Below are 18,208 nucleotides of genomic sequence, written 5' to 3' on the forward strand. Positions count from 1 at the left end.
CACGCGGGCCCGCCCTTCTTCATGACAGCGAGGACATCATGCACACAGCGACTGGCCGTAAGGGATTGATTCTGGCGGGCGGATCCGGCACCCGGCTCCATCCGCTCACGCATTCGGTATCGAAGCAACTGATGCCGGTGTACGACAAGCCGATGATCTACTACCCGCTCAGCACGATCATGCTGGCCGGCATCCGCGACGTCCTGATCATCTCGACGCCGCGCGATCTCGACGCGTTCCGGCAACTGCTCGGCGACGGCGAACAATGGGGCATGAATTTCTCGTACGCGGTGCAGCCGAGCCCGGACGGACTCGCGCAGGCCTTCGTGATCGGCGCGCCGTTCATCGGCAACGACGCCGCGACGCTCGTGCTCGGCGACAACATCTATCACGGTCCGGCGCTGTCGTCGCTGCTGCAGCGCGTCGCCGCGCGCACGACGGGCGCAACGGTGTTCGGTTATTACGTGCGCGACCCGGAGCGCTACGGCGTCGTATCGTTCGACGAGCACGGGCGGGCGATCGATCTCGAGGAGAAGCCGCGCGACCCGAAATCGCACTACGCGGTGACGGGGCTTTACTTCTACGACAACGACGTCGTTTCCCTCGCGAAGGAGGTGCGCCCGTCCGCGCGCGGCGAGCTGGAGATCACGGACCTGAACCGCGCCTATCTGGCGAACGGCAAGCTGAACGTCGAGATCCTCGGCCGCGGTTATGCGTGGCTCGACACCGGCACGCACGAGTCGCTGCTCGACGCGGCGAATTTCATCCAGGTGATGCAGGCCCGCCAGGGGCTGCAGATCGCCTGCCCCGAGGAAATCGCGTACCGGCTCGGCTGGATCGACTCGCAGCAGCTCGAAGCGCTCGCGCACGCGCTGTCGAAAAGCGGTTATGGCCGTTACCTGCTCGACGTCCTGAACAAGGAGGTCGCCGCATGACGTCCGTCATCGAGACGACGCTGCCGGGCGTGCTGCTGATCGAACCGGCGAGCTTCGGCGACGCGCGCGGCTTCTTCGTCGAAAGCTATCGCGAGTCGTGGCTGCGCGACGCAGGTGTCGACGCGGGCTTCGTGCAGGACAACCATTCGCGCTCGCGGCGCGGCGTGCTGCGCGGCCTGCACTACCAGTTCCGGCATCCGCAGGGCAAGCTCGTGCGCGTGTCGCGCGGCGCCGTGTACGACGTCGCGGTCGACATCCGGCCCGGTTCGCCGCATCTCGGACGCTGGTTCGGCACCGTGCTCGACGACGTGTCGCATCGCCAGCTGTGGATTCCGCCGGGCTTCGCGCATGGCTTCTGCGTGCTGTCCGACGAGGCCGACTTCGCGTACAAGTGCACCGCGTACTACGATCCGTCGTCGGACGCGGGCGTACGCTGGGACGATCCCGACATCGGCATCGAATGGCCCGCGCTCGACGTGCCGTTCGAGCTGTCCGACAAGGATCTCCGGCAGCCGCGCCTGCGCGACCGGCCGCCGGCGGCGCCCGACCTTCACGGAGCCGCGCGATGACGATCCTCGTGACCGGCGTGCTCGGCCAGGTCGGCCGTGAACTCATGCTGCGCGCGGGAGGACGCCCGGCAATCGGGCTGTCCCGCGAGCAGCTCGACATCGCCGATCGGCAGGCGGTGCGTGACGCGCTCGCCACGCACCACGCGACGCTCGTGATCAATGCGGCCGCGTGGACGGCCGTCGATCGCGCGGAAACCGAACCCGACGCCGCCTGGCGCGCCAATTGCGCCGGCCCGGCGGCGCTCGCCGACGCGTGCGCCGCGGCCGGCATCCCGTTGCTGCACCTGTCGACCGACTACGTGTTCGACGGCCGCGCGCCTGGCGCGTACGACGAAACGGCGGACGTCGCGCCCCTCGGCGTCTACGGACACACCAAATGGGCCGGCGAGGAAGCCGTCCGCCAGCGGCTGCCCGATGCGCATGTGATTCTCCGCATTGCGTGGGTATTCGGCGCGCACGGCGGCAATTTCGTGCGCACGATGCTGCGGCTCGGACGCGAACGCGACGAACTCGCCGTCGTCGCCGATCAGTACGGCGGCCCGACGCACGCCGCCGCGGTCGCCGACGCGCTGCTCGCGATCGCGGATCGCCATCGCGCGGGCGCCGCGATGCGCTGGGGCACCTACCACCTGTGCGGCACCCCCGTCACGACCTGGCACGGCTTCGCCGAGACGATCTTCTCGCAGGCACGGCGCGCCGGCCTCATCGATCGCCTACCGCTCGTGCGCCCGATCCGCACGGCCGCCTATCCGCTGCCGGCGCCACGGCCGGCGAACTCCGCACTCGACTGCACCCGCATTCGCGAGCATTTCGGCATCGACGCGCCGTGCTGGATCCCGGCGCTCGCCGACGTGCTCGATACCTGGAAACGAACCTCATGAGCCATCGACCGAAACATGTCCTCGTCACGGGCGGCGCCGGGTTTATCGGCGCCAACTTCGTCCATCACCTGCTCGCGACGGATCCGCTGGTCCGGATCGTCAATCTCGACCTGCTCACGTATGCCGGCAGCCTCGACCATCTCGCGGGCGCGGAAAGCACCGACCGCCACCGGTTCGTGCTCGGCGACATCTGCGACCGGCCGCTCGTCGAAAGCCTGTTGCGCGACCATGCGATCGACACGATCGTCCACTTTGCCGCCGAGAGCCACGTCGACCGCTCGATCACCGGCCCCGGCGAATTCGTCCGCGCGAACGTCGTCGGCACCTGGACGCTCCTCGAAGCGGCGCGCACGGTCTGGATGAACGGGCCCGACGCCGACGCGCGCGCGCCGCGCCGCTTTCATCACATCGGCACCGACGAGGTATACGGATCGCTCGCTCCGACCGATCCGCCGTTCTCGGAAACCACGCCGTACGCGCCGAATTCGCCGTATTCGGCCAGCAAGGCCGGCTCCGACCATCTCGTGCGCGCGTACTTCCACACGTACGGGCTGCCGGTCACGACGACCCACTGCTCGAACAACTACGGCCCGCGCCAGCACGCCGAGAAGTTCATCCCGACGGTGATCCGCAACTGCGTCAACGGCACGCCCATCCCGCTCTACGGCGACGGCGCGAACGTCCGCGACTGGCTATTCGTCGACGATCACTGCCGGGCGATCGATGCCGTGATCCGGCGCGGCACGCTCGGCGAAACGTACAACGTCGGCGGATGCAACGAGTGGCGCAACGCCGACATCGTCGACCTGATCTGCTCGCTGCTCGACGTGCGGCGGCCGCAGGGCGCGCCGCACGCGCGCCTCAAGCACTTCGTCGCCGACCGCCTCGGTCACGACCGTCGTTATGCGATCGACGCCGGCAAGCTCGAACGCGAACTTCAGTGGCAACCGACGGAAACCTTCGAGACAGGCATCGTGAAGACGCTCGACTGGTACCTGTAGACGTCGCGATGGGTTGACGCAGTTCGACGATGGCCCCGGTGGATACGAAAAGCCGGTGGCGGCAGACGCGCCGCTTCTCACTCTGGAACGTGAAGCGCCTGATGGAAGGCTGCGGCCCATACGGACGGTCGATCAGCCGCACGACCCGCGCCAACGCATACGACGGCGCGGGTCCGGCTGGCCTGGCCTAGCCGAGCCAGCGCGCGTCGGGCCAGTGGCCCTGCTCGAACGTGGTTTTCACGCAGTCGAGCAGCACACCGACCACGCAGCGAACCGGCGCGCTCGCCTGCCGGCTGCCGGGCGCCGCCAGCACGATCGGGCGCCGCAGCCCGGGCGGCGCGAGCGGCGCCGCGCTCAGCGTGCGCTGCGCGATCTCCTGCGTGACGGCGACGGCCGGCAGAATCGTCCACCCGTGACCTCGCGCGACCCGTTCCTTCTGCACGCTCAGCGCATTCGTTTCGGCCACCACCCGCAGCGTCACGTCGGCCTCGGCCGCCGCGTGCTCGATTGCCGCGCGCAGGCCCTGCGGCGCGGACAGATCCGACGTGCTGGCCTTCCGGCATCGGAATGTCCGCGCAAACAGACAAGGTCATCCACTGGCTGCTCTCCGGCCTGGAACCCGGAAGCCAATCCGAATGCCTGCGCCGTCGCTGACGGTCGCCACGCCATCCGCTCAGTTCCACGCATGGCGCGCCGGACGCACGCCGTTCAGGTAGTAGTTGCCGACGAGGTGGTATTTCCAGCGCACCGGATCGTGCAGCGTATGCGTGCGCGCGTTGCGCCAATGCCGGTCGAGGTTGTGCTCGGCGAGCGTCGACTGCGTGCCGGCCAGCTCGAACAGTTTCTCGCCCGCGAGCAGCGCGATCTCGGTCGTCAATACCTTCGCTTCGCCGACCGCGACCGATGCGCGCGCGACGTCGTCTTCGGTCACGTCGCCGCGCGCCGCGATCTCGTCGAGCGTGCGCGCCGCGCGTTCGAGCAACGCCTCGGCCGCGTGCAGCTGGATGTGCAGGTGGCCGATCTCGCGAATCGTCAGCGGATCGTCGGCCGCGCGCTCGACACCGCTGTCGACCCACGGGCGCGTGCGGGTCCGCACGAACGCCAGCGTATCGTCGATGGCCGCCTTCGCGATGCCCGCGTCGATCGCGGCCTGGATGATCTGCGACAGCGGACCGTTGAGCGTCGGCACGTCCGACACGCGCTGCGCGGGCAGCACGTGCGACGCCGGGACGCGCACCGCGTCGAGCACGACCGTGCCGCTCGCGGTCGTGCGCTGCCCGAATCCCGACCAGTCGTCGATCACGGTCAGCCCGGGCGTCGCTCGCGGTACGTATGCGAGCCACGCCTGGTGCGCGTCGTCGAGGCCGAGCACCGGCACGTAATGCGCGAACAGCGCACCGGTCGAGTAGAACTTCGTCCCGTCGACGATATAGTCGTCGCCGTCGCTGCGCACGCGCGTCTTCAGGTCGAGCACGTGCTTCGTGCCCTTCTCCGAGAACCCGTTGCCGAAGCGCTTGCCGCTCAGGATTTCCGCGAAGAAATGGCGCTTCTGCGCGTCGGTGCCGGTCAGCGTGATCACGTCGACCAGCCCGAAATGATTCTGCGGCAGCTGCCCGAGCGACGGATCGGCCGCCGCGACGATCTTGACGACTTCGGTCAGCGTCACATGCGACACGCCCGCGCCGCCGTATGCCTTCGGCACCGTGATCGCCCACAGCCCCGACTGCGAGAACCATTCGATTTCGTCGCGCGGCAGGCGGCGGTCCCGATCGCGCTCGGCCGCGCCTTCGGCGAGCCGTTTCGCCAGCGCGTGCGCGGCTTCGATCGCCTGTGCGTCGTTGGCGATCACGCGGGCGGCATGCGGTTGCGCATCGGCGGGACGCTCCTGAATCGTGGCGCTCGTGTCTGACATCGGACTCTCCTGTCGAATGACGAAAGCATTCAATCTAGCAGCGCGGCGCCAGCCGGAAAAACGAGCGATTCTCGGAACGATATTCCTTTGGATAACAAACGACCGCGCGATTCGCGGCGGCTTCGCGCCGGCGACGTCGTGCTGATGCATCGCAATCGACGCGTCAGCGTCGGTGCGCCCCCGCGTGCCCGAAGTAATACGCATCGACGATAACGATCTGCGAATCCGTTATTGGAACGCGCACGCGGCGCTTCCTATACTGGCCTCCCGGCGCAATCGGCCCCGCTCTTCGAGGAACACCGCATGACTTCGTCGCACGCAGCTCCCGACCTTTCCACCGGCACCGACCACGACGCGCTCGCGAGCCGGCTCCGGCCGATCCTCGAGCGCGAACGCCGCCGCGAATCGCCGCACGAGGCAACCGGCTGGCGCGCCGGCGCGGCAACGGGAGCCGCGCGATGAGCAAGACCATCCGCTTCAACGCGTTCGAGATGAACTGCGTCGGCCACCAGTCGCCCGGCCTGTGGGCGCATCCGCGCGACCGCTCGTGGCAGTACAAGGATCTCGACTACTGGACCGACCTCGCGCGCGTGCTAGAACGTGGCATCTTCGACGCGATCTTCATCGCGGACGTGATCGGTTATTACGACGTCTACAAGGGCAGCAACTATCACGCGCTGCACCAGGCCGCGCAGATTCCGGTCAACGACCCGCTGCAGCTCGCCGCGCCGATCGCGATGGCCACCGAGCATCTCGGCATCGGCATCACCGCATCGACGACGTTCGAGCACCCGTACACGTTCGCGCGCCGGCTGTCGACGGCCGATCATCACACGAAGGGCCGGCTCGCGTGGAACATCGTCACGTCCTACCTGGAGAGCGGCGCGAAAAACGTCGGCGATCACGGCCTGCGCACGCACGACGACCGCTATGCGGTCGCGGCCGAATACGTCGAGGTGCTGTACAAGCTGTTCGAGGGCAGCTGGGAGGACGGCGCGGTGGTGCGCGATCGCGACGGCCGCGTGTTCACCCATCCCGAGAAGGTTCACGAGATCGGCCACAAGGGCCGCTTCTTCGACGTGCCCGGCTACCACCTGTGCGAACCGTCGCCGCAGCGCACGCCGGTGCTGTTCCAGGCCGGCGCGTCCGGCCCCGGCAAGGCGTTCGCCGCGCAGCACGCGGAATGCGTGTTCGTGGCCGCGCCGACCCGCGAGCAGCTCGCGCGCTACGTGGCCGACGTGCGCGCGCAGGCAGCCGCCGCTGGGCGCGATCCGGCGAAGGTACTGATCTACAACCTCGTCACGGTGATCGTCGACGAGACCGACGAGAAGGCGCAGGCCAAGTTCGACGAATACCGTCGTTACGTGTCGTACGACGGCTCGCTGGTGTTCATGTCGGGCTGGACCGGCATCGACTTCGGCCAGTATGCGCCGGCCGATCCGGTGCGGCGCGTCGAAACGAACGCGATCGTGTCGGCGGTGGAGCATCTGGCCGGCGGCGACACCGCGTGGACGATCGAGGCGCTGGCCACGTGGGGCGGCATCGGCGGACTCGGTCCGGTGTTCGTCGGCTCGGCCGCGACCGTCGCGGACATCCTGCAGGAATGGGTAGCGGCGACCGACGTCGACGGCTTCAATCTCGCGTACGCGGTGGCGCACGAAACCTTCGAGGATGTCGTGCGTTATCTCGTGCCGGAGCTGCAGCGGCGCGGCGTGTACCCCACCGCGTATGCACCGGGCACGCTGCGCGAAAAACTGTTCGGCGGCACCGCGCGGCTGCCGGACACGCATCCGGCCGCGCGGTTCCGCGACATCGAGCAGGTCAAGCGCGCGGCCGAACGGGAGGCGGTCAGCGCGTAGTGAAAGGGGGAAGCCGGTCGGCCCGCGTGCGCGTCGACCGGCTTCCGTGCAAATCGAAACGGCTTCGTGCGGTCCGACGAAGCCGTTTGCGTTTTCCTCGGGGCGTCGCTCACGCGCCGGCGGGTGTTCAGGCGATGCTTTCGTCGTCGATGTCGCGTGCCGTCGGCTCGTAGCGCACGATCAGCAGGAACACGATCGGCGTGACCGCGCTGATCGCGACAACCCAGAACATGTCCGTGCCGAGACGGGCCTGCAGGATCGGCAGCACGAACAGCGCGAGCGCCTGGCCGATCCCGCACAGCGACCGTCCGAAGCCGACGCCGGTTCCGCGGATCGCGGCCGGATAAGACAGCGTCGGATAGATCATCATCTGCGCGCCGGGCCCGAACCCTTCGGCGAACAGCCACGTGCCGAGCATCAGCAGCACGACGCCGACCGCCAGCGCGCCGTGCGGATGCCCCGCCAGCGCGAGCGCGACGAGTGCGACCGTCTGCAGCGCGAAGCCCGCGATCGCGACATGGCGCGACGGATAGCGATACGCGAGGCGCATGCCGAGCAGGCCGCCGGTGAACGCGAACAACACGTTCAGCGCGAGCGACGCCGCGATCGTCTCGAACACGCCCGCGCCGAGAAACTGCGACAGGATCGACGGCAGGAAGAACGCAATCGCGGTGTATTCGAACGGAATGCACAGATTCATCACGCTGGCGACGATCGTGCGCCCGAGATACGGGCGCTGGAACAGCACGCGGATTCGCACGGGCGGCGGGCTCGGCTCGCGGCGCGCATCCTCGGCTTCGTGCGCGTGAATGCCGTACGATTCGCGCAGGATGCGCGCGGCATTGGCCAGGTCGCCCTGGTTCGCGGCCCACAGCGGCGATTCGTTCATGAACCGGTTCCGGAACAGGATGATGACGAGCGCGGGCACCGCGCCGAAGATCAGCGACGCGCGCCACAGCCATCCCGCGTGCTCGGCCGGCAGCAGGAAGTACAGGCCGAAGATCAGCAGGAAGCAGACCGACGACGCGACGTACCACATCGGGCACCACGCCGCGAGACGCGACGCCTTGTTGCCGCGCCCGTTGAACTTCGAGAATTCGGCGAGGAACGCCATCGCGACCGGCAGGTCGATGCCGACGCCGAGCCCCATCACGAAGCGTGCGCCGATCAGCACCCAGACGTTCGGCGCGAGCCCGGCCGCGAGCGCCGCGACCACGAAGAACAGCATGTCGGCCATGAACACCTGGTAGCGGCCGATCCGGTCGGTCAGCCAGCCGCCGATCAGGCTGCCGAAGATCGTGCCGATCATGATCGCCGATCCGACCAGCCCGGTCAGCGCGGGCGTCAGGCCGAACTCGCGCGCGACGTCGTCGATGCCGTAGGACAGCGTCGTCAGGTCGTACGCGTCGAGAAACACGCCGCCCAGCGCCAGCAGCACGATCATCCGTGCATGGCTGACCGAACTGTCGACCGTGTTGATCAGCCGCGCGACGTCGCTGGCCGAGCGGATGGGGGAAGAAACCGGCGTGATCGCGTTCAGATCGATTGAACTCATCGCATTCCTTAATGGGTCGCCGGATGACCGGCGATGCTCGCAAGGTGCAGGAGCTGACGCGTGCATTCGCGATCGACATCGCATCGCATCGCATCGAGCGAATACCGGCTCGACGATACGCGCAGCCGTCGACTCCCGGAAGCGGGCATTCTGTTCCCCGGCCCCTCGTATCCCAAGCGATATAAAGCGATAAATTAATCGGCCTGGGTCATAAAGTTGCCCGCCGGGTCCCTTAGCAGCAGCACGCATGTTCAAACGCGGATTTCTTCGTTAACGGATCGCGGGCGCTTCGTTACATTAGTCGGTCACCTGCCTGTTCGCGGCGCATTGCCGCCCTTCCGGAGATTCCCCGATGAAGCTGTCCTGGTCCCGCGCGTGGCAATCCGCGGCCCTCGTCGTTGCCGCGCTTGCCGGTCTCGTATCGATTCAGGCGCACGCGGCGACGCCCGCCGAAATCCGCGTCGACTACGCGTACTACTCGCCCGAGAGTCTCGTGATCCGCCACTTCGGCTGGCTCGACGACGAGTTCAAGGCCGACCGCACGTCGATTCGCTGGGTGCTGAGCCTCGGCAGCAATCGCGCACTCGAATACCTGAACAGCGGTGCGGTCGATTTCGGCTCGGCCGCCGGGCTCGCATCGGTGCTCGCACGCGCGAACGGCAACCCGATCCACGCGGTCTACGTGTTCTCCCGCCCCGAATGGACGGCACTCGTCGTGCGCAAGGATTCGCCGATCCGCACGCTCGCCGACCTGAAGGGCAAGAAAATCGCCGCGACCCGCGGCACCGACCCGTTCCTGTTCACGCTGCGCGCGCTGCACACGGCCGGCCTGACGCGTGACGACGTCGAGATCGTCAACCTGCAGCATCCGGACGGCCGCACGGCGCTCGCGAACGGCCAGGTCGATGCATGGGCCGGGCTCGATCCGCACATGGCCGCGGCCCAGCTCGACGACGGCGCGCGTCTGCTGTACCGTAACGTCGCCTTCAATACGTACGGCTTCCTGAACGTGCGCGACGGGTTCGCCGGCCAGTATCCGCAGGCGGTCTCGCGCGTGCTGAAGGTCTACGACCGCGCGCGCCAGTGGATCGTCGCGCATCCTGCCGAAACCGCGCAGATCGTGGCCGACGAATCGAAGGTGTCGCTGCCGGTCGCGAAGCTGCAGCTGCAGCGCAACGATTTCAGCGACCCGGTGCCGGGCGAAGCGCAGCGCGCGGCGCTGAAAGCCGCGGCGCCGGTGCTGACGGCCGAGCAATTGACCAAGCCGGGCGTCGATCCCGCGAAGATCGTCGATACGCTGATCGATCCGTCGTTCGCGCGCCCGCTCGTTGCCGCGTCGCAGTGAGGTTGCCGCGATGACGGACACCGCGGCCCGTGGCGATGCACTCGCGCAGCGTCACGCCGTCTCGCCCCGCGCCGGCCGGCGCGATGCGCTTCGCGCGTGGCGCATCGCCGGCCTCGTGCTGCCGTTCGCGGCGCTCGTGGTGCTGGAATGCGTCGTGCGGCGCGGCTGGCTGCCCGACCATCTCGTCCCGGCGCCGAGCGAGATCCTCGATACGCTCGCGCGGATGGGCGTCACGCGAGTCGCACGGCATGTCGGCGCGAGCACGCTGCGGGTCGCGGCCGGTTTTGCGGCCGGCGCCGGGCTCGCGCTCGTCGTCGGCGCGGCGATGGGCCTGAGCCGCCGGATCGACGCGCTGCTCGAGCCGACGTTCCAGGCGCTGCGCGCGATTCCGTCGCTCGCATGGGTGCCCGTGCTGCTGCTGTGGCTCGGCATCGACGAAGCGCCGAAGATCACGCTGATCGCGATCGGCGCATTTTTCCCGGTGCACCTCGCGGTGGTCGCCGGCATTCGAGACGTCGACCGCAAGCTCGTCGAGCTCGGCGCGGTGTACCGGCTCGGCCCGCTGGCACTGTTCCGCCGCATCCTGCTGCCGGCCGCGTTGCCGCAGATCGTCACCGGCCTGCGTACCGGCCTGAGCCTCGCGTGGATGTTCATGGTTGCCGCTGAACTGATCGCGGCGACGCGCGGCCTCGGCTTCCTGTTGAGCGACGGCAGGGAAACCGGGCGACCCGATCTCGTGTTCGGCGCGATCCTGCTGCTCGCATTGCTCGGCAAGCTGAGCGACGGCGCGATGCGGCGCATCGAGTCGCACTGGCTCGGCTGGCGCGATGCCTTCGACGGCGCGGCGCGCGAGGGTTCGAAATGAGTACGACCGCTTCCGCGGCTTCCGCGCGCACGACCGAGGGTGCCGATACGCCGCTGCTTGACCTGCGGATCACCCGCAAGCAATACGGCGACCGCACGATCCTCGCCGACATCGCGCTACACGTGGCGCGCGGCGAGATCGTCTGCGTGGTCGGCCCGAGCGGCTGCGGGAAAAGCACGCTGCTGCGGATCGTCGCCGGGCTCGACACGCACTTCCGCGGCAACGCGAAGCTCGACGGCGTCGCGCTCGACGGGCCGTCGGCGCGTGTCGGCGTGATCTTTCAGGAACCCCGGCTGCTGCCGTGGCTGTCGATTGCGGACAACGTCGGCTTCGCGTCCGGCCCGCACGGCGGCCGCGACCCGAGCGTCACGCGCCTGCTCGACGAAGTCGGCCTGGCCGGCGTCGCGCGGCAACTGCCGGCCACTTTGTCGGGCGGGATGGCCCAACGCGCCGCGATCGCGCGCGGGCTGTTCGGCGAGCCGGATCTGCTGTTGCTCGACGAGCCGTTCAGCGCGGTCGACGCGATCACGCGGTTGCGCCTGCAGACACTGCTGCTCGACGTCGTCCGTCGGCACCGGATGGCGGCGATCGTCGTCACGCACGATCTCGACGAAGCGCTGTATCTCGGCGATCGCGTGCTGATGCTCGCGCCCAACCCGGGGCGCGTCGACGACGAGATCCGCGTCGACCTCGCACGGCCGCGCGATCGGCGCGACCCGTCGCTAGCCGCGCTGCGCGCCCGACTGCTCGGTGCGTTTCAGCGCTTTCACGATCATGCGGATGACGCGGAATCGAGCACGATACGCGGCCTGTAGATTCGGCCACGGTCAAGCCACGCGCTGCTTCGCCATCCGAACGAGCGGCGCGGGAACATCCGCCTTCTCCCGTGCGCGGGCCGCTGCCGCAGGCTTGCCCTTCCATCGAACTCGCTCGGCTCCACCGAGGCCGGCTCTGGACAGCCGTGCGGCCCGATCGATTCGAGCGGGTCGCACTGGCCGCGACGAACGACGCTCGCGTCAATCGTCGAAGGTGCCTTGATATTCCGGCGCGGCATCCGCGCGCGTGTTCAGTTCGAACATCACGCCGCCCGGCGCCCGGCAAAAGAATCGCGAACCGCGCCCGTTGTTGAAGATGTCCGTCTCCATCGCGACGCCCTCGTCCCTGAAGCGCTCGAACAGCGCGTGAACGGCTTCGAGATCCGGCAGTTCGAACCCGACGTGGAAATTCGTCGGCCATGCAGGTACGCCGTCGCCGACGTGATCGATCACGACGTCGAAGCCCGGGCGCTTCAGGATCCAGGACTGGTCCCAGTTTCCCGCGATCGTGAAGCCGAGGTAACGCTCGAAGAAACGGGCCGTCGCCAGCGTGTCGGCCGAAGGGAAGCTCAAATGGTTGAGCTTCATCGTGTGTGTCGTTGCGGTCATGGTCGTGCGCTCGCATGCGGTGATGGGCGGAGGCCCCATGCCGTTCCGCCCGACGACTTCAGAATACGAGCCGGCACCCGCATGCGACAACTCGCATTGGGCAGGCGTCCGGACCACGCGCGAAACCCCCGCCGGACGCCGGTGAGCGGGTGGTCGCCGATCGCCGCGGGGGCCGCCGCTCGCATTCCGGGCATGCGCCCTTGACACGAACGGCCCGATCGGCGATCGACATCGAACGCCGCCGGCCCGAGGTCCGCGGACAGACCGCGGGCCACCGATGGTCCGCCGGCGCCCGGTCGAACCGCAAATCACCGAGTGCCAGCGGCGCTCGACGCTACGGCCGCGGCCTCAGAACTGATAACCCGCGCCGACCACCGCGCCGAAGTCCGACCGCGTGTTGCCGGTCACCGACGCCTTGACGACCCAGCGGTTGCTCTCCGTCACGTACGAGTATCCGGCCGCAAAGCCCTGCTGGCCGTGATAGTTCGACGTCGCCGCCGACACCATCGAGCGGCCCGCGCCCGTCGGCTGCGGCAAGCCGGCCACCGCCATCGCCGAGGCGACGCCGCCGTACATGTCCTTCTTCAGGTCGTTGAAGGCGTTGTACACCTGCCCGATGCGCTGGTCGGTATAGCCCTTCGCCTGCGTCGACGCCGCCGACAGGTTGTCGTTGAGCTGCTGCACGTTCACCGCGTCGGTCGGCGCCGTCCCGGCCGCGACGTTCGTGACCTGGCGCTCGCTGCCCTTCGCGCCGACCGAGAACGAGTTGTCGCGATCGGCGACGGAGCCCTGGCCGACCGCCACCGCGTTCTTGCCGGTTGCCGTCGCCGTCGACCCGATCGAACCGGCATCGGCGCGCGCGATCCACGACGTGTTCGCGTCGGTGGCCGCCGCGCGGATCTTGTCGTTGGCCGCGACATTCTGCAACGCGGTGTTGAACTGTCCCATGTTGACCGCGTCGTTCGCATTCACGCCCGCCGCGACACCGGTCAGCACACGATCGCCCGCCGTGCCGGCGAAGTTCACGCTGGTGCCGCCGCTATCCTTTCCGACCGTGATCGCGCCGTTCGGATCCTGCTGCTGCACGAGGCCGGCCTTGCCGTTCGCGATGTTGGTCACGCTCCCCTGCAGGTTCGAGATGTCGGTGGTGTTCTTCGACACCTGCTGGTTGGTCGCGTACAGCTGCGAGCCGTTCACCGCATCCGTGCTGGTGGCGCTCAGCGTGCCGGCCTGGACGTTGGTGATGCGCGTGCCGCCGGCGCCGCCGAGCGTGATCGTGCTCTTCGAGCTGTCGTCGTACTGCACCGCGAGCGCGCCGAGCTGGTTGAGGTTCGACTGCACGTCCTTCAGCTGCTTCACGTTCACCGCGTCGGTATCGCTGGTGCCCGCGGCGACGTTCTTCAGCACGACCGCCGAATTGACGTCGCCGCCGACGAGCGACACGGAATTCAAGCGGTTGCCATTCGGGTCGACGTCGTATTTGACGACGTTCTTCACGGCCTCGCCGGCCTGGTTCGACACGTTCGTGATCTGCTGTTCGAGCGCGGTTTTCACGCCCGACAACTGGCCGCCGTTCACCGCATCCGTGCTGCCGGCGGCGACGTTGCCGTCGGCCACGTTCGTCAGCTTCGTCGGCGCGCCGCCGCGCGCGGCGCTGTACGCGCCGAGCGTCGGGTCGAACTGCAGCGCGTCCTGCTGCAGCCCGGCGATCGCGGCCGTGTTGCCCGCGATGTTCGTTTCGGCATTGCCGAGGCGCGTTTCGTGGTTCTCGAGCGTCGTCGTGTTGCTGCCGACGCGGCCGTCGAGGTTCGTCAGCGCGTCGCCGACGTTGTTGAACGAACCGCCGCCGACCTTGTAGGACGGCGCGCCGATCGAGCCGTCCGGGTTGACGGTCGCGCCGCCGCCGAGCGCGGCCGCCGTCCCGTCGATCGCGCGGCGCAACTGCGCGCCGTTCACCGCGTCCGTGCTGCCGGCCGCCACGTTGCCTTCCGCGACGTTGGTCAGGTGCACCGGGCTCCCGCCATTGCCGGCGCCGAGCGACACCTGGCGCTTGCTCGCATCGTCGTACTTCACGGCCAGCGCATCGAGCTGGCTCGTGCCGTCGTGAATCGCGGCGGTCAGCTGGTCGACGTTGACCGCGTCCGTGCCGTTCGTGCCGGCCGCGACGTTGCCGATGCGTTGCGGGCCATGGCCGCCGTGGCTCGCGTCGTAGGCGCCGAGGCCCGGGTTCCACAGCAGCGCATCCTGCTGGAGCGACGCGATGTTGCCCGTATTCGTCGTCACCTGGTTGCCGACGGCCGTGATCGACTGGTTGAGCGTGTCGGTCGCCTTGCCGAGCTGGCCCACGTTCACGGCGTCGTTCGCGGCCACCCCGTCCGCGACATTGTGCAGCCCGACCGGCGCCGCGGCTCCCGTCCCCCCGAACGTGACGCCGCTGTGCGCGTCGCTGTCGTACTGCACGGCGTTCTTCGTCGCGTTGCCGATCTGGCTGGTGATCGACGTGCTCAGGTTGCCGAGCGTCGTGCTGAGGTTGTTCGTCACGCTCGTGCTGAGCGATGCAAGGCCGCCGCTCAGTTGCCCGACGTTGACGGCGTCGTGCGCGTCCGTCCCGTCGGCGACGTTGTGCAGCGTCGTGCCGTTGGCGCCCGCGAACGTCACCGAGTCGAAGCCGCTCGCGCCGTCGTACTTCACGTTGCGTGCGTCGGCCGCCTGCAGGCTGCCGATGTTCGCGCTCGCCGTGCTCAGCGATGCGTTGATGCCGGTCACGCTGTTCTGCAGGTTCGTGATGGTCGAGGCCGCCGTCGAGATGGACGTCTGCAGCGGCGCGACGCTGCCCTTCAGCTGGCCGACGTTGACGGCGTCGGTATCGGCCACGCCGGCCGCGACGCCGCCGATCGTGGTGCCGCCGGCGCCGTCGAGCGCGATCGCCGCGTGGGTGTTGTCGGTGTACTTCACGACGTTCTGCGTCGCCGTGACGATGCTCGTGCTGAGGCTGTTGCCGACACTGGTCACGCGCTGGTCGACGTTCGAGATCGTGGTCGACAGCGAATTGCCGACCGACGTCACGCGTGCGTCGACGTTGCCGATGCCCGTGCTGAGCGTGCTGTTCACGTTCTTCAGCTGCTGGACGTTGACGGCGTCCGTATCGGCCGCGCCCGCCGCGACGTTCTTGAGCTGGCGCTCGCTGCCGATCGCGCCGAACGACACCGCTCCGCCGACCGGCGCGGCCGTGCCGCCGAACACCGGCGTGCCCCCGTTGCTCGCGCCGATGCTGCCCGACCCGATCGCGACCTGGTTGTTGCCGTTCGTCTGTGCACCGGCCCCGATCGCCACCGATTGCGTGCCGCCGGCACGCGTCTGCGTCGCCGCGTCGTATGACGCGCCGGCCGACACGCCGTCGCTCGACGTCGGGTTCGCGCCGCCGATCGCGATCGAGCGGTCGCCGCTGGCCAGCGCCGAGTGGCCGAGCGCGATCGAGCTCGTGCCGTGCGCATCCGCGACGTTGCCGAGCGCCATCGAGAAATCGCCGATCGCGGCCGACTGGCGGCCGATCGCCAGCGCCGTGTTGCCTTGCGCGACGGCCACCGTGCCGATCGCGGTGGACGAGTTCGCCAGTGCCTGCGAGCCGACGCCGATCGCGATCGCGCCGCCGCTGCTGCTGCCGCCGTTGCTGCTCGCGTTCGACTGGTCGCCGATCGCGATGCCGCTGGTGCCGGCCTTCGCATTCGTGCCCTGCGTCACGTTCGCGGTACTCACCGCCACGTAGTTCCCGCTCTTCGTCGCCACGCACAGCGGGTTGGTTCCGTCGATGCACTGCCCGGTCAGTGCGTTGTCCGGATTGCCGCGGTCGACGAAATTGTCGGCATGCGCGGTGCCGGCGATCAGCATCCCCGCGCCCGTGAACATCGCGGCGGCCAGCGCCGAAATCTGCTTCTTCTTCATGGTCTTCTGCTCCGTTGTGTAGCGTCTGGTTTGAATACGGACTACTTACTTTTATGAAAGATTCGACTTCAATTGCGATTGCGACTTCAGTGCGGAACCCGATTCCGATATCCGGTCCGGCCATGCCGGAGGCGCGTTGCGTCGACCATCCGTTTCGACAGGACGATCGAAGCCCCCGGGCACGCCGCACGTTCTACGGCCCGTTCCGTCAATCCGGAAACTGAATTAGGAATACGTAATGCGCTTTATGGACGAGTCTTTCCCCGGATGAATCCGGAGATTCAACCTGCCGTTACCCACACCTCTGATGTGATGTCGCGCCGACCGCGACCAACCCCGTTTCTTTTATTTCATCTTCGACTACCGGCGTTTCGCCTCCGTACCGCGAGCCTTCGCCCGGACGCGCGTCGATTGCCGCCTCGGATCCGAATCACACAACTTCCGTCACCACTTGCGGTGCCTTCCGTTGCGCTGTGCCACCCGGCGTTCAAAGTTCGGACGAATTATGAGACACGATCTAGAATTATTAAAGGCGACATTCTTTATAGATTGTGAAATTCAATTCATTCAATGACTTGCGCAAAATACGGACATCTCGCAAACGATTTCGCGCCACCGGGATTAATCGAAATGTTTTATGGAGAGGACAAATGCTTTGCCGAAGCGGATTTAAATTCGATTCGACCTCGAAACGATAATCCCGCGACCGACCAATGGAATGGTTAAGCGGAGGATATTCGCGTAAACCATGAGCGGCGACGCATGTCGAAGCGCGGCATTCCTGTCGTAATCCGCCATTTTAAAAATCGGGAAAGCGGAATGGCGCGAATATTCCGGACACGTCTGGCGGGATTCGAAATAAGCTCCTACAATTCCGCTCGCATTGATTTCCGCAGTCGCGATCCTCACGATGCGCGCCCGGCAATCGTCCGTGTCTTTACCGGCCAGGTGATCAAAAAAAACGAACGCCGTGCCATCGGGCGGCCGGTTGCTGCCGCGCCGTGCCGTCAACCTCCGGAACCGATGCGAGCGTGCGATGCGCTGATGCATCGTCATAGAGCGGCGCATGACGTTTCTCCCGAACCGGGCAGGCCACCCGCGGAAACGCATCCAACCGCCTTTCCAGAACAGGTGCACGATGCCTTCATCGACCTCCGCATTGCGCGACGCCCATATCCTGGTCGTCGACGATCAACCCGACCAGCTGCGTTTGCTGACCGACATCCTGCGCGGCACGGGCTGCCGGATCAGCATCGCGTCCGATGGCATGCAGGCATGCCAGCGCGCGCAGGCACTGTTGCCCGACCTGATCCTGATGGATGTCCGCATGCCGCGGATGGATGGTTTCACCGCGTGCCGGCTGCTCGCCGCCGATCCGGCCACGCGTGCGATTCCGGTCATTTTCCTGACCGTGGCCGGCGCATTGCACGAACGCCTCGAAGGGCTGGAAATCGGCGGCGTCGACTATGTCGTGAAGCCGTTCGAGCCGGAGGAAGTGGTCGCGCGCATTCGCGTGCAGCTCGCGCGGACGACGCGCGAACGACCGGCCGATACGGCGCCGGCGGACGGCCCGTTCGCGGCCGGCGACGACGACGGCATCATCGTGCGCGCGGCGATCCGCCACCTGTCGCGCACGCTGAACGACCCGCCGACGGTGGAGCAACTGGCGCGCGCGGTCGGCACGCATGAAAAGCGGTTGTCGCGCGCGTTTCGCGACAATCTCGGGCAGACGGTGTTCGAGTATCTGCGGCACGAGCGGCTGCGGATCGCGCAGGATCTGCTGGGTTCGACGTCGCTCAGCATTGCGAACATCGCGAAGGAAATCGGCTTTTCCACGCCGGCCAATTTCGCGACGGCCTTTCGCGAACGCTTCGGCGTCACGCCGACCGAGTGGCGGCGCCAGCGCCGGGCGCGCTCGCG

General features: G+C 67.7%; 15 protein-coding genes and 1 pseudogene. 10 read left to right on the top strand and 6 right to left on the bottom strand.

The window, feature by feature from the left end:
* Positions 1–38 precede the first annotated feature (38 nt).
* From rfbA to rfbB, 4 genes are read left to right on the top strand one after another with little or no spacing between them, the layout of a single operon-like run.
* A complete protein-coding gene (gene rfbA / locus G3N62_RS11315; RefSeq protein WP_034192086.1) occupies positions 39–935 on the top strand; it encodes a glucose-1-phosphate thymidylyltransferase RfbA in 897 nt (298 codons plus the stop codon).
* The gene (gene rfbC, locus G3N62_RS11320; protein ID WP_034192085.1) at positions 932–1,504 is read left to right on the top strand and encodes a dTDP-4-dehydrorhamnose 3,5-epimerase; all 573 of its coding nucleotides are present in this window, start codon (positions 932–934) and stop codon (positions 1,502–1,504) included. The genes rfbA and rfbC overlap by 4 nt, the downstream gene beginning before the upstream one ends.
* Positions 1,501–2,385 carry a dTDP-4-dehydrorhamnose reductase gene (gene rfbD / locus G3N62_RS11325; RefSeq protein ID WP_124608295.1) on the top strand — a complete coding sequence of 295 codons (885 nt, stop codon included), beginning with the start codon at positions 1,501–1,503 and terminating at the stop codon, positions 2,383–2,385. The genes rfbC and rfbD overlap by 4 nt, the downstream gene beginning before the upstream one ends.
* Positions 2,382–3,386, top strand: a complete 1,005-nt coding sequence (rfbB, locus tag G3N62_RS11330; RefSeq protein ID WP_034192083.1) for a dTDP-glucose 4,6-dehydratase — start codon at positions 2,382–2,384, stop codon at positions 3,384–3,386. Before rfbD ends, rfbB begins: the two co-directional genes overlap by 4 nt.
* 187 nt (positions 3,387–3,573) lie before the next feature.
* On the opposite strand, the gene G3N62_RS11335 is transcribed toward rfbB, so the two are convergent.
* Positions 3,574–3,969 carry a LysR substrate-binding domain-containing protein gene (locus G3N62_RS11335; RefSeq protein ID WP_320338942.1) on the bottom strand — a complete coding sequence of 132 codons (396 nt, stop codon included), beginning with the start codon at positions 3,967–3,969 and terminating at the stop codon, positions 3,574–3,576.
* Positions 3,970–4,059: 90 nt separating this feature from the next.
* Positions 4,060–5,298, bottom strand: a complete 1,239-nt coding sequence (locus G3N62_RS11340; protein WP_124669453.1) for an SfnB family sulfur acquisition oxidoreductase — start codon at positions 5,296–5,298, stop codon at positions 4,060–4,062.
* Between the two features lie 303 nt (positions 5,299–5,601).
* On the opposite strand from G3N62_RS11340, the pseudogene G3N62_RS11345 reads away from it, so the two are divergent.
* Both G3N62_RS11345 and G3N62_RS11350 read left to right on the top strand, forming a co-directional pair.
* Positions 5,602–5,727: pseudogene (locus tag G3N62_RS11345) on the top strand (monooxygenase); the annotation flags it as partial.
* Between the two features lie 29 nt (positions 5,728–5,756).
* On the top strand, positions 5,757–7,157 hold the full coding sequence (locus G3N62_RS11350; protein WP_069706171.1) for an LLM class flavin-dependent oxidoreductase: 1,401 nt from the start codon (positions 5,757–5,759) through the stop codon (positions 7,155–7,157).
* 127 nt (positions 7,158–7,284) lie between these two features.
* Here the strand turns inward: G3N62_RS11350 and G3N62_RS11355 are convergent, their stop codons facing one another.
* A complete protein-coding gene (locus G3N62_RS11355) occupies positions 7,285–8,712 on the bottom strand; it encodes an MFS transporter (protein ID WP_059560897.1) in 1,428 nt (475 codons plus the stop codon).
* Positions 8,713–9,064: 352 nt separating this feature from the next.
* On the opposite strand from G3N62_RS11355, the gene G3N62_RS11360 reads away from it, so the two are divergent.
* The 3 genes from G3N62_RS11360 to G3N62_RS11370 are packed head-to-tail and all read left to right on the top strand — an operon-like array spanning position 9,065 to position 11,737.
* Entirely contained in the window at positions 9,065–10,057 is a 993-nt protein-coding gene (locus G3N62_RS11360) for an aliphatic sulfonate ABC transporter substrate-binding protein (RefSeq protein ID WP_059560894.1), read from the top strand.
* Positions 10,058–10,067: 10 nt separating this feature from the next.
* Positions 10,068–10,922: an ABC transporter permease gene (locus tag G3N62_RS11365; protein ID WP_124669452.1), complete on the top strand. Its 855-nt coding sequence runs from the start codon at positions 10,068–10,070 to the stop codon at positions 10,920–10,922.
* Positions 10,919–11,737 carry an ABC transporter ATP-binding protein gene (locus G3N62_RS11370; RefSeq protein ID WP_124669451.1) on the top strand — a complete coding sequence of 273 codons (819 nt, stop codon included), beginning with the start codon at positions 10,919–10,921 and terminating at the stop codon, positions 11,735–11,737. The genes G3N62_RS11365 and G3N62_RS11370 overlap by 4 nt, the downstream gene beginning before the upstream one ends.
* Positions 11,738–11,938: 201 nt before the next feature.
* On the opposite strand, the gene G3N62_RS11375 is transcribed toward G3N62_RS11370, so the two are convergent.
* The 3 genes from G3N62_RS11375 to G3N62_RS11385 form a co-directional block, all read right to left on the bottom strand.
* Positions 11,939–12,346 carry a VOC family protein gene (locus tag G3N62_RS11375; RefSeq protein WP_185733050.1) on the bottom strand — a complete coding sequence of 136 codons (408 nt, stop codon included), beginning with the start codon at positions 12,344–12,346 and terminating at the stop codon, positions 11,939–11,941.
* 348 nt (positions 12,347–12,694) lie between these two features.
* The gene (locus G3N62_RS11380) at positions 12,695–16,288 is read right to left on the bottom strand and encodes a YadA-like family protein (protein WP_124669449.1); all 3,594 of its coding nucleotides are present in this window, start codon (positions 16,286–16,288) and stop codon (positions 12,695–12,697) included.
* A 669-nt stretch (positions 16,289–16,957) separates the two neighbouring features.
* The gene (locus G3N62_RS11385; RefSeq protein WP_176730075.1) at positions 16,958–17,356 is read right to left on the bottom strand and encodes a hypothetical protein; all 399 of its coding nucleotides are present in this window, start codon (positions 17,354–17,356) and stop codon (positions 16,958–16,960) included.
* Positions 17,357–17,426: 70 nt separating this feature from the next.
* Here G3N62_RS11385 and G3N62_RS11390 point away from each other — a divergent pair.
* The coding region (locus G3N62_RS11390) for a response regulator (RefSeq protein WP_206141236.1) at positions 17,427–18,208 on the top strand (782 nt) is incomplete at its 3' end.

It is taken from the genome of Burkholderia sp. Tr-20355 (assembly GCF_017104685.1).
GTDB classification, from domain to species: domain Bacteria; phylum Pseudomonadota; class Gammaproteobacteria; order Burkholderiales; family Burkholderiaceae; genus Burkholderia; species Burkholderia seminalis.